Source organism: Pseudonocardia sp. ICBG1293 (genome assembly GCF_020131355.1).
Lineage (GTDB): Bacteria > Actinomycetota > Actinomycetes > Mycobacteriales > Pseudonocardiaceae > Pseudonocardia.
Map to the genome: position 1 here is coordinate 317,348 of NZ_JAHLEL010000038.1, position 13,119 is coordinate 330,466.

At 72.4% G+C, this 13,119-nt stretch carries 14 protein-coding genes and 1 tRNA gene; 8 read left to right on the forward strand and 7 right to left on the reverse strand.

All coding sequences use genetic code 11. The annotated features are described in order from the left end of the window. Positions 1–16: 16 nt before the first annotated feature. The gene (locus KPF47_RS15270) at positions 17–1,021 is read right to left on the reverse strand and encodes a PDZ domain-containing protein (protein WP_224389449.1); all 1,005 of its coding nucleotides are present in this window, start codon (positions 1,019–1,021) and stop codon (positions 17–19) included. Between the two features lie 268 nt (positions 1,022–1,289). Between KPF47_RS15270 and KPF47_RS15275 the strand changes: the two genes are divergently transcribed. Further along, positions 1,290–4,202 carry a UPF0182 family protein gene (locus KPF47_RS15275; protein WP_224389450.1) on the forward strand — a complete coding sequence of 971 codons (2,913 nt, stop codon included), beginning with the start codon at positions 1,290–1,292 and terminating at the stop codon, positions 4,200–4,202. Positions 4,203–4,296: 94 nt separating this feature from the next. Next, a tRNA-Met gene (locus tag KPF47_RS15280) sits at positions 4,297–4,373 on the forward strand. Between the two features lie 42 nt (positions 4,374–4,415). Here the strand turns inward: KPF47_RS15280 and KPF47_RS38765 are convergent. Beyond that, complete coding sequence (locus KPF47_RS38765) at positions 4,416–4,538, reverse strand: hypothetical protein (protein ID WP_255659649.1); 123 nt, start codon at positions 4,536–4,538, stop codon at positions 4,416–4,418. A gap of 278 nt (positions 4,539–4,816) precedes the next feature. Between KPF47_RS38765 and KPF47_RS15285 the strand changes: the two genes are divergently transcribed. Both KPF47_RS15285 and KPF47_RS15290 read left to right on the forward strand, forming a co-directional pair. Beyond that, positions 4,817–4,963, forward strand: a complete 147-nt coding sequence (locus KPF47_RS15285; protein ID WP_224389451.1) for a hypothetical protein — start codon at positions 4,817–4,819, stop codon at positions 4,961–4,963. A 105-nt stretch (positions 4,964–5,068) separates the two neighbouring features. After that, complete coding sequence (locus KPF47_RS15290; protein ID WP_224389452.1) at positions 5,069–5,671, forward strand: TetR/AcrR family transcriptional regulator; 603 nt, start codon at positions 5,069–5,071, stop codon at positions 5,669–5,671. Here the strand turns inward: KPF47_RS15290 and KPF47_RS15295 are convergent. Further along, the gene (locus tag KPF47_RS15295; protein WP_224389453.1) at positions 5,638–6,240 is read right to left on the reverse strand and encodes a class I SAM-dependent methyltransferase; all 603 of its coding nucleotides are present in this window, start codon (positions 6,238–6,240) and stop codon (positions 5,638–5,640) included. The two genes, KPF47_RS15290 and KPF47_RS15295, sit on opposite strands and share 34 nt — an antisense overlap. A 33-nt stretch (positions 6,241–6,273) precedes the next feature. Between KPF47_RS15295 and KPF47_RS15300 the strand changes: the two genes are divergently transcribed. Next, positions 6,274–6,489: an RNA-binding S4 domain-containing protein gene (locus KPF47_RS15300; RefSeq protein ID WP_224389454.1), complete on the forward strand. Its 216-nt coding sequence runs from the start codon at positions 6,274–6,276 to the stop codon at positions 6,487–6,489. 3 nt (positions 6,490–6,492) lie between these two features. Here KPF47_RS15300 and KPF47_RS15305 read toward each other — a convergent pair whose 3' ends face one another. Next, entirely contained in the window at positions 6,493–8,547 is a 2,055-nt protein-coding gene (locus KPF47_RS15305; protein ID WP_224389455.1) for an acyltransferase family protein, read from the reverse strand. Between the two features lie 148 nt (positions 8,548–8,695). Between KPF47_RS15305 and KPF47_RS15310 the strand changes: the two genes are divergently transcribed. Beyond that, complete coding sequence (locus KPF47_RS15310; protein ID WP_224386276.1) at positions 8,696–9,538, forward strand: IS5 family transposase; 843 nt, start codon at positions 8,696–8,698, stop codon at positions 9,536–9,538. A 235-nt stretch (positions 9,539–9,773) separates the two neighbouring features. Here KPF47_RS15310 and KPF47_RS40135 read toward each other — a convergent pair whose 3' ends face one another. After that, the gene (locus KPF47_RS40135; protein ID WP_224389456.1) at positions 9,774–10,610 is read right to left on the reverse strand and encodes a transglycosylase SLT domain-containing protein; all 837 of its coding nucleotides are present in this window, start codon (positions 10,608–10,610) and stop codon (positions 9,774–9,776) included. A gap of 428 nt (positions 10,611–11,038) precedes the next feature. Here KPF47_RS40135 and soxR point away from each other — a divergent pair, with 428 nt between their 5' ends. Together soxR and KPF47_RS15325 are read left to right on the forward strand one after the other, a co-directional pair. Then, positions 11,039–11,509, forward strand: coding sequence for a redox-sensitive transcriptional activator SoxR (soxR, locus tag KPF47_RS15320; RefSeq protein ID WP_224389457.1), 471 nt, complete (start codon positions 11,039–11,041; stop codon positions 11,507–11,509). 118 nt (positions 11,510–11,627) lie between these two features. Further along, positions 11,628–12,392 carry a tyrosine-protein phosphatase gene (locus KPF47_RS15325; RefSeq protein WP_224389458.1) on the forward strand — a complete coding sequence of 255 codons (765 nt, stop codon included), beginning with the start codon at positions 11,628–11,630 and terminating at the stop codon, positions 12,390–12,392. A gap of 6 nt (positions 12,393–12,398) precedes the next feature. Here KPF47_RS15325 and KPF47_RS15330 read toward each other — a convergent pair whose 3' ends face one another. Together KPF47_RS15330 and KPF47_RS15335 are read right to left on the reverse strand one after the other, a co-directional pair. After that, positions 12,399–12,791, reverse strand: coding sequence for a hypothetical protein (locus tag KPF47_RS15330; protein WP_073578360.1), 393 nt, complete (start codon positions 12,789–12,791; stop codon positions 12,399–12,401). Positions 12,792–12,798: 7 nt separating this feature from the next. Continuing rightward, the gene (locus KPF47_RS15335; protein WP_224389459.1) at positions 12,799–12,978 is read right to left on the reverse strand and encodes a hypothetical protein; all 180 of its coding nucleotides are present in this window, start codon (positions 12,976–12,978) and stop codon (positions 12,799–12,801) included. Positions 12,979–13,119: the final 141 nt, after the last annotated feature.

Below are 13,119 nucleotides of genomic sequence, written 5' to 3' on the forward strand. Positions count from 1 at the left end.
CGAGCGGATCGGGGAACTACGAGCAGCCGGCGGGCGTACCGCCGGTGTCGAGGGTGGTCAGCGCGCCGACCGCCTCGTCGAGCGTCCCGACCCGTACCAGCTGCAGCCCGTCGGGAGCGTCCGCGGCGGCCTCGGTGCAGTTCGCGGCGGGCACCAGGAACGTCCCGGCGCCGACCTCGCGCGCCTTGAGCATCTTGAACCGGATGCCGCTGATCGGCCCGACCCGGCCCTCGGCGTCGATCGTGCCGGTACCGGCGACGAACCGGCCGCCGGTCAGCGGGCCGGGCGTCAGCTTGTCGACCAGCGCCAGGCTGAACATCAGCCCGGCCGAGGGGCCGCCGACGTCGCCCAGGGTGATCGTCAGCCGCTGCCCCTCGGCCGGGGACGTGGCGGGGGTGACGCCCAGGAAGGCGCGTTCCGGGTCGTCCGGGTGGCCCGCCGGGGTCACGGTGACCTCGCGCGGCGCGCTGTCCCCGCGGCGGATCGTGAGGGTGACCGGCCGGCCGGGGCGTGCGGCCCCCATCGCGTCGAGCAGACCCTGGACCGAGGTCACCGGGGTCCCGCCGACCGACCGGATCTCGTCGCCGGGTTCCAGGACCCCCGCCGACGGGGAGCCTGCGGTCAGCGCACCGACGGTGACCCGGGTCGGCAGGCGCAGGTGGTTCAGTGCCGCGGCCTCGGCGTTCGCGATCGACCCGTCGAACTCCTGCTGGTTGGCCTGCGTCACCTGCTCGGTGGACTCGCCCGGCGGGTACAGCGACCAGTGCATCGCCAGCCGGTAGGTCCCCGAGGCCCACAGGCCCAGCGCCCGCAGCGTGGAGATCCCGTCGGTCACCCCGACGGTGGTCATGTTCAGGTGACCCGTGGTCGGGTAGGTCGGCAGTCCCTCCGCGGACACGACGGGCGTGCCCTCCACCTCGCCGAGGGTGTCGAAGGTGGGGCCGGGCCCGAGGGCGACGACCGGCGCGGGGACCACGGTCCCGACGGCCGTGAGGGCCAGCAGCACGAGGACCGCGGTCACCCACGTCGAAGATCGAACGCCCACGGCACGGAACCCTACGATCGTGCGACGGCGGCGGCGCGCCCGACCCCGGTCCGTCCTGCGACGATGCGGTCCGGAGCACCGGCGCGGAGCCGTCCGATGTGTCGTTTTCGTCCCGACACGCCGGGACCCGACCGCGACTTCACCGAACCTCCGTACAGTTGCCCACGGAGAACCGTGCCGTCGCCCCAGCCGGCCGCGCTCTCCACGTGTCGTACCCGAACTGTGGAGTGTGCCCGTGTCGTCCATGCGGCCCCCTGTGGGAGCGCCGTCGCTGACCCGCCGAACCCGGATCCTGCTGGTCGCCGCGGGCGTCCTCGTAGTGCTTCTGCTCGGTGGCTCGCGGCTGTTGAACGTCTACGTCGACTACCTGTGGTTCGGCGAGGTCGGCTTCCGGAACGTGCAGCTCACGCGGCTGTTCACCCAGATCGTGCTCTTCGGGGTCGTGGCCCTGGTGGTGGGCGGTCTGGTCGCGCTGACACTGTGGCTGGCCTACCGCTACCGGCCGGTCTTCGTGCCGGTGTCCGGTCCCGAGGACCCGGTCGCGCGCTACCGGACCACCATCATCCAGCGGCTGCGCCTGTTCGCCGTCGGCGTGCCGGTGGCGATCGGCCTGATCGCCGGGCTCGCGGCGCCGACGCAGTGGCAGACCGTGCAGATGTTCCTGCACGGCACGCCCTTCGGTCGCGCCGATCCCGAGTTCGGCAACGACATCGGCTTCTACGCGTTCACGCTGCCGTTCCTGCGGATGAGCCTGAACTGGCTGTTCGTCGCCGTCGCGGTCTGCTTCGTGCTCGCGCTGGTGACCCACTACATCTTCGGCGGCATCCGGCTGTCGGGCCGTTCCGGCTTCGTCTCCACCGCCGCACGCGCCCAGCTGGCCGTGCTCGCCGGGGTGTTCGTGCTGCTCAAGGCCGTCGCCTACTGGTTCGACCGCTACGACCTGCTGTGGTCCAACCGCAACGCGCAGACGTTCTACGGCGCCACCTACACCGACCTCAACGCGGTCCTGCCGGCCAAGCTGATCCTGCTGGTCATCGCGGTGATCTGCGCGCTGGCGTTCTTCGTCGCGGCGTTCCGCCAGAACCTGCAGATCCCGGCCGTCGCCGTGGTGATGCTGGTGGTCTCCTCCATCCTGGTCGGCACCGCGTTCCCGCTGGTCCTGCAGCAGTTCGTCGTCGCGCCCAACGCGAACGTCAACGAGGCACCGTCGATCGAACGGAACATCGCGGCGACCCGGGACGCCTTCGGGATCGGCCCGGACAAGGTCGACATCACGCCGTACGCGGGCACCTCGGAGGCGACCCCGGCCCAGGTGCGGGCCGACACCGACACCATCCCCAACATCCGGCTGCTCGACCCGGGCAAGCTGAACCGCACGTTCACCCAGCTCCAGCAGCGGCGGAACTTCTACGGGTTCTCGCCGAACCTGGACATCGACCGCTACACCGTCGACGGGCAGACCCGCGACTACGTCGTCGCGGCGCGGGAGATGAACGCCAACGGCCTGGTCAACAACCAGCAGGACTGGATCAACCGGCACCTGGTCTACACCCACGGCAACGGGATCGTGGCCGCGCCGGCGAACCAGGTGAACGAGGCGCTGGAGGACGCGGGCGGCTCCGGCGGTCTGCCGAACTTCCAGGTCTCCGACACCCAGCAGCAGGGCTTCGTGCCGGTCGAGCAGCCCCGCATCTACTACGGCGAGCTCCTGGACAACCAGTACTCGATCGTCGGGGCCGAGCCGGGCACCGCGCCGCGGGAGTACGACTCCGACGAGGCACAGTACACCTACACCGGTGCCGGGGGCGTCCCGATCGGCGGGCTGTTCAACCGCTCGGTGTTCGCGCTGGCCTACGGCGAGCGGAACATCCTGTTCAACAACTCGATCAACGCCGACTCGAGGATCATGTACGTGCGGAACCCGCGGGACCGCGTGCAGGCGGTGGCCCCGTGGCTGACGCTGGACAACGACCCGTACCCGGCCGTCGTCGACGGGCGCGTGCAGTGGATCATCGACGGCTACACCACGCTGCAGAACTTCCCCTACGCCGAGCGCGTGGAGCTGGGCGACGCGACGTCGGACTCCCGGCTCGGACCGGGCGGCCAGCAGCTGCCCAACGACACGATCAGCTACCTGCGCAACTCGGTGAAGGCCACGGTCGACGCCTACGACGGCACGGTGAGGCTGTTCGCCTTCGACGAGTCCGACCCGGTGCTGCAGACCTGGGAGAAGGCGTTCCCGGGCACCGTCGAGCCGCGCTCGGCGATCACCCCGGACCTGCAGGCCCACCTGCGCTACCCGGAGGACCAGTTCAAGGTCCAGCGTGAGCTGCTGACCCGCTACCACGTCGACGACCCGAACGAGTTCTTCTCCACCGTGTCGTTCTGGGACGTCCCGTCCGACCCGACCGTGCAGGGCGGCAACGGCGGCAGCCAGGACGCGCAGCCGCCGTACTACATCTACGCGGGGCTGCCGGGGCAGGAGGGCGCGTCGTTCCAGCTCACCAGCGCGCTGGTGAGCCTGCGGCGGCAGTTCCTCGCCTCGTACGTCTCGGCCAGCTCGGACCCGGACACCTACGGCAAGCTCACGGTGCTGCAGCTGCCCAACGAGACCCAGACGCTCGGCCCGCAGCAGGTCCAGGCCCGGTTCCTCGGCTCGCCCGAGGTGTCGTCGGAGCTGAACCTGCTGCGGCAGAACCAGACCACGATCGACTACGGCAACCTGCTGACGCTGCCGGTGGCCGGTGGTCTGCTCTACGTCGAGCCGGTCTACATCGAGCGTGCCGGCGGGCAGGACAACTCGACCTACCCGCAGCTGGCCCGCGTCCTGGTGTTCTACGGCGACCGGCTCGGCTACGACGCGAGCCTGTCCCGTGCCCTCGACGAGGTGTTCGGTGCCGGTGCCGGTGCCGCCGCGGGCGGAGCCGCCCCGACGACCGGGCAGCCCGCCCAGCCGGCGACGCCTGCCACGCCGAACGGCCAGGGGGCCCAGACCCCCGCGGCGCCCAACGCGGCCCAGGCCACTGCGGCGCAGCAGATCCGCGCGGCGCTGACCGAGCTCAAGGCGGCCCAGCAGTCCGGTGACTTCGCCCGGCAGGGCGAGGCGCTGGCCGCGCTGGACCGCGCGGTCGCCGCGTTCCAGGGCGCCGGCGGCTGACGACCGCCGGGCCGGACCCCCCTGCGGGCGGGGTCCGGCCCGGTGTGTAAGGTTGTGCCTACAACACAGACGGAATGCACGCGGTTCCGTTCGGCGCGGGGTGGAGCAGCTCGGTAGCTCGCTGGGCTCATAACCCAGAGGTCGCAGGTTCGAATCCTGCCCCCGCTACCACCGACGACGGCCCCCGGGGACTCCCCGGGGGCCGTCGTGCTGTCACGGGGTGCGTGTGTACTCGGCGACGATGACGCCGGAGCGGTACGGCGTCGAGCGGACCAGCCGCAGCGACCGCGGATCGTGACCGCCGCCGTCGAACAGGGGCTTGCCCGCCCCGAGCACGATTCAGCACCATCCGGTCGATCTCCCCGGACAGCGCGGCCGCGATCCGCCCGCCCCCGCACAGCCAGATGTCCGCGCCGGGACGCTGCCTGAGCTCGCGGACGAGCTCGACCGGGTCGCGACCGGTCAGGGTGATCCCCGGCGGCACCGCGTCGGCACGGCGGCTGCGCGACAGCACGAACTGCTCCAGGTGCGGGTACGGGTCGGTGGTCACCGACAGGCCCGCGGCGTAGGTGTTCCAGCCCATCAGCACGGTGTCGAAGCGTGTGCGGGGCGCGGTGAGCCCGAGCATCCGCAGGCCCACCGCGGGGATCGTGTCGGTCCACTCGCGCAGGATCATGTCGATGTGGTCGCCGGTCTGCGGGAAGTCGTCGAAGGTGTCGTCGGGCGCCGCGATGCGGCCGTCGAGGGAGACGGCGACGTAGTAGACGAGCTCGCGCACGGGCAGACCTCCGGATCCGGGTGACCACGACGGCTGTCGTGGTCAACGGAAACTACAACAGACGTCGTGGTTCGTCTACGGTGTCCGCATGGCACGCAACGACGACCGCCGGCAGCGCCTGGCCGACGCCGGGCTGGCCGTCCTGGCCCGCGAGGGCGCCCGGGGGCTGACCCACCGGGCCCTCGACCGGGAGGCGGGTGTCCCGACCGGCACGGCGTCGAACTACTTCCGCAGCCGCGCGGAGCTGGTCCGCGCACTGGCCGACCGGATCGGGCAGCGCCTGGCACCGGACCCCGGCACCGTCGCCGGACTGCGCACGGGGGAGGCGGGACCGGCGATGTTCGCCGACCACATCCGGGACATCGTGCGCCGCCTGAGCGCCGAGCGGGACGTGACACTGGCCCTGTTCGAGCTGCGGCTGGAGGCCGCCCGGCGCCCGGAGGTCGCCGAGGTCGTGGGGGAGTGGCTGCGCACCGGGTTCACCGCCGACGTCGCCTACAACCGGTCGGCGGGGCTGCCCGGCGGGCCCGCCGAGATCGCCCTGTTCCACTACGCCGTCGACGGGCTGCTCCTGGACCGGCTCACCCTGTCGATCGACCCCGACACCCCGACCGAAGACGTGGTGGACGCGCTCGTCGAGGGCCTGCTCCCGCCCGCTCAGGGCGCCGCTGCGACCTCCAGCACCCGGTAGCCGCGTTCGGAGGCCAGCCGGGTCGTGGGGAAGCCCTGCTCGTCGCTCAGCCAGCGCTGGAGCGAGTCCGAGCCCAGGTTCTTCGCGACGACCAGGTAGGCCCGTCCGTCCGGGTCGAGCCGTGGCAGCCAGTGCCGCAGGAGCGCGTGCAGCGCGGCCTTGCCCGAGCGGATCGGCGGATTGGAGTAGATCCCGGCGAAGGTGAGGTCGTCGGGGACCTCCTCGGGCCGGCAGGCGGTGACGTTGCCCAGCCCGGCCGCCTCCGCGTTCTCCCGGGTCAGGCCGAGTGCCCGCTCGTTGAGGTCCACCGCCCAGACCGGCAGCCTGCGGCGCCGGGTGGCCAGGGTGAGTGCGATCGGGCCGTAGCCGCAGCCGACGTCGAGCAGCGGCCCGCGGACCGGCGGCATCGGCGCGGTGTCGAGCAGCACCTTCGTCCCCCGGTCGAGACGGCTGTGCGAGAAGACGCCGGTGTCGGTCACCAGCGACAGGTCCACGCCGGACGTGTGCAGGCGGACCGACCCGCGGTGGCTCGCGACGGACGGCGTGGCGCTGAAGTAGTGGTCACCCACGCCGGGTGATGCTACGGCGGGGACACTGGGGCCATGACGACCCCGCAGGACGTGCCCATCCGCGAGGAGCCGATCCGGATCGGCCAGTTCCTCAAGCTCGCCGGTCTGGCCGAGGACGGCGCGGCCGCCCGCGAGATCCTGGAGGCGGGCGAGGTCACCGTCAACGGCGCGCCGGAGCACCGCCGGGGCGCCCAGCTGCGCCGCGGCGACGTGGTCTCGGTGGCCGGGCGGAGCGTGCGCCCGGCCTGAGGGTCACCAGCCGAGGTGGTCGAACGCCGTCGCCAGCGTCGGGGCGAGGGTCTCGGCGTAGGTCGCGGTGAGGTGGTTGTCGTCCATGTAGACGAGCACGTTGCCCACCTCGCTGGGGCACACCGCCGGGTCGCAGATGCCGTCGGACACGTCGGCGAACACCACGTTCGGCGGGATGCCACCGATCACCGACCAGGGCGGCTGCGGCGGGTACAGGGTGTGCCGGTCCACCCCGCAGTCCGGTGCGCCGCGGCCCTGTGTGGCGACGCAGTCCACCACGTTGAACTCGAACCGCGGGTTGTCACGGACCGCGACGACCGGGATCCCGGCCGCGTCGAGGCGCTGCCAGGCCTGCACGAACCCCTCGGGGGTCTGCTCGTGGAGGCCGGGCCGCACGTCACGGCTGGCCAGGGTCAGCACCGCGTCGGGGTGGATCTCGACCAGCTCGTCGTGCACCGCGGCGTTCCAGTCGGTGCAGCCCTGGTCGTCGGCGACGGTCTCCGAGCGCACCGACATCGGGCAGGCCCCGCGGAACATGCCCACCATCGACCAGTTGCGCTGCTCGGCGATCACCGCGAGCGTCGCGGCGTACTGCTGGGCGTGGGAGTCGCCGACGACCGCGACCGTCCGCTGCGAGGTCCCCGGGTCCGGCGCGGGCACGGAGCACACCTCGAGCTCGGTGCGGTGCTCCGAGGGCCCGCAGTCCCAGGTGGTCCGGTGGTAGCTCCAGTCGTCGGGCGCCTGCACCAGCGACGGGGTCAGCTCGGCGTCGGCGGGGTCCATCGAGGCGAGGTCGAACTGCGGGGACAGCGCCCCCGCGCCCGGGTGCGACGGCGAGCCCGCGAGCACCGTCGTCGACGACCGCGCGGCCGCCAGCCCGTACCAGGAGCCGGCCGCGACGAGCACCGCGAGCGCGAGCACCCCGCCGGTGCGCAGCGCGCGGCGCACGTCGAGCGCGGCGACCCGCTGCTCGACGAACCGGTGGGTCAGCCAGGCGAGCACGAACGACGCCGCGATGACCGCGGCACCCTGCTCCAGGTCCAGCCGTTCCTGCCCGGTGCGCACGAGCGTGAGCGTCAGGATCGGCCAGTGCCACAGGTACAGCGGGAAGGAGAGGTCGCCGATGGTGCGCAGCACCCGGCCCGACAGCAGGCGGTCGACGCCGAACCGGTGCCCGGACCGCCCGGCGACCAGCACCATCGAGGCGGCGAGGGTGGGCCAGAGCGCGGCCCAGCCGGGGAACGCCCGCTCGACCTGCAGCAGGATCCCGCAGGACACCAGCGCGACGACCCCGCCCCAGCCGAGCGCCGCACGGGTGCCGGGGGTCAGCTCCGGCCTGTCCTCGATCCGGGAGATCCACAGCGCCAGCAGGCCGCCGAGTGCGAACTCCCAGACCCGGGTCGCGGAGTGGAAGTAGGCCAGCGGCTGGTTCACCAGCGTCAGGTACACCGACCAGACGAACGAGACTCCGCCGACGGCGAGCAGCGTGCCGGTGAGCCGGCGGTGCAGGTCCGCCCCGTCCCGCCGGGTCGCGATCGCGACTCCGGCGACCACGAGCGGCGCGAGCAGGTAGAACTGGCCCTGGATGGACAGCGACCAGAAGTGCTGCACGATGCTGGCCGCGTCGTCCCGGGCCGCGTAGTCGACCGAGTTGTGCGCCAGCTCCCAGTTCTGCAGGAACAGCAGCGACGCCACCGTCTCCCGGACGGTCGGCATCCACCGGTTCTCCGGCAGCAGCACGAACCCGGCGACCACACCGGCCGCGAGCACGACCGTGACCGCCGGGAGCAGTCGGGAGAACTGGCGCCGCCACGTGGCGAGCACGTCGATCCCGCCCCGCGCCGCCGCCCGGTACAGACCACCGGTGATCAGGAACCCGGTGATCAGGAAGAACACGTCGACGCCGCCGGAGACCCGGCCGACCCAGACGTGGTAGACGACCACCAGCACCACGGCCAGGGCGCGCAGCCCCTGCAGCTCCGGACGGAACCGGGAGGGCGCGGCGCCCCCGGCCGTCGTTCCGGTGCGGGGGGCGGGTGCTCCACCGGGGGACGTCACGAGCGGCAGCTCCTCGTTCGGGCACGGTCGGGTAAGAGGTCGCGCGGATTGGTCACAGCTTGGCCGCGGTCGAGTGTCTGGGGGCGAGGGCGGGTACGGGCCTGCCGATCATGAAGTTATCTACGCTTCGTGATCGTCTGGAGGCCGCGTGCCCACCCTGCCATCATGGCTGACCGAGCCGTTGTGGGACCAGTTCACCGCGCTGCTGCCTCATCGAGACGAGTTCGATCCCACCCATCCGCTGGGCTGCCATCGCCGCCGGATCGCGGATCGGATCGTGTTCGACAAGCTCCTGCAGGTACTGCGGTTCGGCTGCTCGTATGAGGGCATCGCTGACAGCACCTGCTCGGCGACCACCATCCGCGATCGTCGTGACGAGTGGATCAGGCTCGGGGTCTTCGCCCAGCTGCGTCGGATCGTCCTGGACGCCTACGACCGCATCGTCGGTCTGCTGCTGCACGACATCGCCGTCGATGGCGCCATCACCAAGGCCCCCGGCGGCGGCGAGGTCGCCGGTCCGTCGCCGGTGGACCGGCGCAAACAGGGTATGAAACGTTCGGTGCTCGTCGAGGGATACGGCATCCCGCTGGGCCGAGTCCTGGCCGGAGCCAACCGGCACGACTCCCCGCTACTGGGCCCCACCCTCGACCGCCTCGATGCTCTCGGCCCGCTGCCCGACGACATCACCGTGCACCTCGACGCCGGCTATGACTCCGGCAAGACCCGCGACACGCTGGCCGAACGAGGCCTGCACGGCGAGATCGCGCACAAGGGTGAGAAAGCGCCGATCCAGGCCACCCGCCGCTGGCACGTCGAGCGGACCAACGCTTGGCACAACAGCTTCAACCGGCTGCAGCGCTGCTACGAACGACGAGAAATCGTCGTCGACGCGTTCTTCGACCTCGCCGACACGATCGTCACACTCCGTAGCTTGATTCGGCAGGCCTGGACCACACACCGCTGGAACGCCCGACCTGCACGACGTCCATGATCACCAACCAATCCGCGCGACCTCTAAGAGGTCGTTTCAGAACGACTTGTCGAGTTTCCATTGACCCCTCGACGACAGATCAAACGGCAGGTCAGATAGCCGCTTGTCGTCTACAACAGACACGTCGACCTCGTTCTGAAATGACCTCTAAAGACAAGTTTACGATTCGCCCCGACAACGACGGCGGCGGCCACCGGGTTCCCGGTGGCCGCCGCTCCTGACGTCAGGACGTCGCTCAGTATCCGATGTATCCGCCGTGGCTGCCGATCCGGCCGCCGGCGTCGAGGGTGTCGACGCCGTAGCGGTCGATCATGTAGCGGACGCCCGCGGTGATGTTCGCGATCGGGTCGGTGATGGCCCGGTCCGCGAAGTCGGGGTGCACGTAGGCCGCGAACGTCGAGGGGATGACCTGCATGAGGCCCTCGGACGGGTTGCCGGCCGCGGCGTTGGAGTCCCAGTTGTTGATGGCGTGCGGGTTGCCGTTGGACTCCTTCAGGATGATCCGCTTGAGCCCGGACGCGTAGGACTGCGACAGCCCCATGTGGTCCAGCGCCTCGGCGATCCAGCCGTCGAGCCCGCCCTGGGCGACGATCGCGTCGATCCGGGCCTTCTCGGCCTTGCGCGCCTGCTCGGCGGCGGCGGCCTTGGCGTGCTCGGCCGCGATCTTCGTCGCGATCTCGTGGGCCTTGCCCATGGACGCGAGGTCGGCGTCCTGGGCGGGGGCCGCGGACTGCAGCGTGCCGGAGGCGGCGGAGGGCTGGGCGAACGAGACCGGGCTGAAGAAGCCACTGGTCGAGCCGTCGGTGGCCGTGGTGGCCGAGGGGATGTCCGCGGTGTAGGCGGCCAGCGCCGTGGCGGCGGTGGTGCCGCCCTCCTCGGCGTCGGCCTGCGTCGAGGTCCCGTCCAGCGTGGTCGGGACGATCGCGGCGAACGCGCCGGAGGCGAGCACGCCGAACGCGGCGCCGGTGGCGGCCGTGCGGGTTCCGGCACGACGCGCGGCGTGCGCGGGGCCGCCGTGCCGGGGCGCACGGAAGGACGGAGCAGCGGCCGAGGCTGCGGGTGTGGACGCCACGGGTCGGGGGAACCCGTGGTGGCCACCGGGGGAGCGGTGTCCGGGCAAGGAAACGCCTTTCAGATCACGGACGGCGCCGCGCACGAACGGCCGGGTCGGGGGTCCCGGGTGAGCCGGTCGGGGAGTCCGGCTCCAGCCCGCTCGTGATCGGGCCGTGATGACTGGGAATCACCGTAGAGGGCCCCGTCGCGGGGGTCCAGCCCCGGGGGTGTCGGTCGTCGCGTGACAGGCACCGTTCACCTGTTCCGTGATCTTGAGGGCGGGGGTGACGCAACCCGGTGGACGGTGTGCCCCGCCCGACGGACGGCGGTCCCCGCAGGTGGCGGACGCACGACGAACGGCGCAATACTGGAGTGGACTCGAGGTCTGGACGGGATGTGCCGGTGCGCGGAACGGTGGCGGGAACGGCGACGAGGGGGCGGGACGGGATGGACACGGGCGACCTGTTGACCATCGGGGAGATCGTCGAGCGCAGCGGGTTCCCGCACTCGGCACTGCGCTACTACGAGCGCGAGGGGCTGATCACGGCCACCCGCACCTCGGGCAACCAGCGCCGCTACCGGCGCAGCGTGCTGCGCAGGCTCGCGTTCGTCCGGGCGGCCCGGTCCATCGGGATCGGGCTGGAGGAGGTCCGCGCCGCCCTCGACGCGCTGCCCGCGGACCGCACGCCGACCCGGTCGGACTGGGCCCGGCTGTCGCGGTCCTGGCGCAATCGGCTCGACGAGCGGATCGACGCGCTGACCGCGCTGCGCGACGGCCTCGACGGCTGCATCGGCTGCGGCTGCCTGTCCATGACGACCTGCCGGCTGGTCAACCCCGACGACGCCGCCGCCGCCCACGGCGACGGCGCCCGGGCGCTGCCCCCCGCACTGCGACGCCCGCCGGTGCCCGGCCGGTGACCCCTGCGTCGTGACCCGTGCGCCGGGCCTCCCGCACCGGGTCCGCGCGGCGCCCCGTCGTGGTGCCGATGGGCGGTGACCGCTGCACCGACGGCCCCGCGCTGCCTACCCTGGAGCCGTGACCGATCTCGTGCCGGACCGCTGGTTGACCGTCGACGGCCTCGCCAACGCCCGCGACGTCGGCGGACTCCCGCTCGAGGGTGGCGGTCGTGTCCGCACCGGCGTCCTGCTGCGCACCGAGTCCCTCGAGGGACTGGGCCCGGCGGCCGTGGCCCTGCTCACCGAGGAGCTCGGTGTGGCCCAGGTGCTGGACCTGCGCACCGACCACGAGCGCACGACCTACGGCCTGGGCGCCCTCGCCGACGCCGGGGTCCCGGTGCACCGGCTCAGCTTCATCCCCGAGACCGGCATCGCGCTCCCCGAGGGCGGCGAGGCCCACGCCGCGGCCGATCCCATGCTCGGCCACTACCTCGCCTACCTGGAGGGGCGTGGCGAGTACGTCGTCGACGGCGTGCGCCGGATCGCGGGACAGGACTCCGGGGCGACCGTCGTGCACTGCGCCGCGGGCAAGGACCGCACCGGCGTGCTCGTCGCGCTGGTCTGCGCCGCGGTCGGGGTGCCCCGGGACGAGATCACCGCCGACTACGCGCTGTCCGCGACCCGGATCGACGCCCTGTTCGAGAAGTGGACGACCGCCGCCGGGGAGCCGATGCCGCCCGCCGAGGAGCTCGACCGGCACCGCCCGCGGGCCGAGGTCATGGCCGAGTTCCTGCGCCTGCTCGACGAGCGCCACGGCGGCCCGGTCGGCTGGCTGCGCGAGAACGGGCTCACCGAGGACGAGCTGGCGCGCCTGCGGGCCCGGCTGCGCGACGAGAGCGCCTGAGCGGGCTCAGGGCAGCTCCTCGATCGGCACCATCGGGTCGAGCTTGCGCAGCGCCCCGGGGTCGCCGGTCACGGCGGGCCAGCCGCGCCGTCGCGCGGCGGTGACGACCTGGCCGGTCACGATGTCGTCGAGCCCCTGGGAGGCGAGCAGCAGCCCGGCCTCCTGGGCGCTCTCGGGGGACAGCTCGTGGATCACGGTGTTCGGCAGGCCCAGCAGGACCTGCAGTGCCGCGTGGTGCTCGGCGTCCACCATCGACCACGCGCGCCCGAGTGCGGCGCTCGGCACCGCGAGCACGATGTTCTCCTCCACCGCGGCCCACACCAGGGCGCGCATGTAGACGGGGCGACCGGTCGCGAAGGCCGCCAGAGCCGAGGAGTCGAGGACGCGCCCGCCGATCATCGCGGGCTCAGCCGACGGCCACGGGCGGGACCGGGCGCAGCGAACGGCGCGCGGCATCCAGCTCGTCGGCCGGCGGGGGACCGCCGTAGAGGTCGGCCAGGGTCGCCAGGGAGCGGTCCCGGTCCTGGCGTGCCTGCACGGCCTCCGCCACGTAGGCGGACAGGCTCGCCGCGGATCCGCGGGACACCGCATCCCTCGCTTCTGCCACCAGCTCCGCCGGCAGCGTGACCGTCACCCGCTCGCTGCGCATACCGGAAGGCTACTCCCTGCATACCGTCCGGGCCACGGACACGCCGCGGGAGGCAGGTTACCGGCGGGTATGGAAGGC

Coding starts and splice junctions, on each gene's coding strand:
- soxR (WP_224389457.1), top strand. CDS start 11,039: ATGGACACGGGCGACCTGTTGACCATCGGGGAGATCGTCGAGCGCAGC.
- KPF47_RS15275 (WP_224389450.1), top strand. CDS start 1,290: ATGCGGCCCCCTGTGGGAGCGCCGTCGCTGACCCGCCGAACCCGGATC.
- KPF47_RS15290 (WP_224389452.1), top strand. CDS start 5,069: ATGGCACGCAACGACGACCGCCGGCAGCGCCTGGCCGACGCCGGGCTG.
- KPF47_RS15330 (WP_073578360.1), bottom strand. CDS start 12,791: ATGATCGGCGGGCGCGTCCTCGACTCCTCGGCTCTGGCGGCCTTCGCG.
- KPF47_RS15300 (WP_224389454.1), top strand. CDS start 6,274: ATGACGACCCCGCAGGACGTGCCCATCCGCGAGGAGCCGATCCGGATC.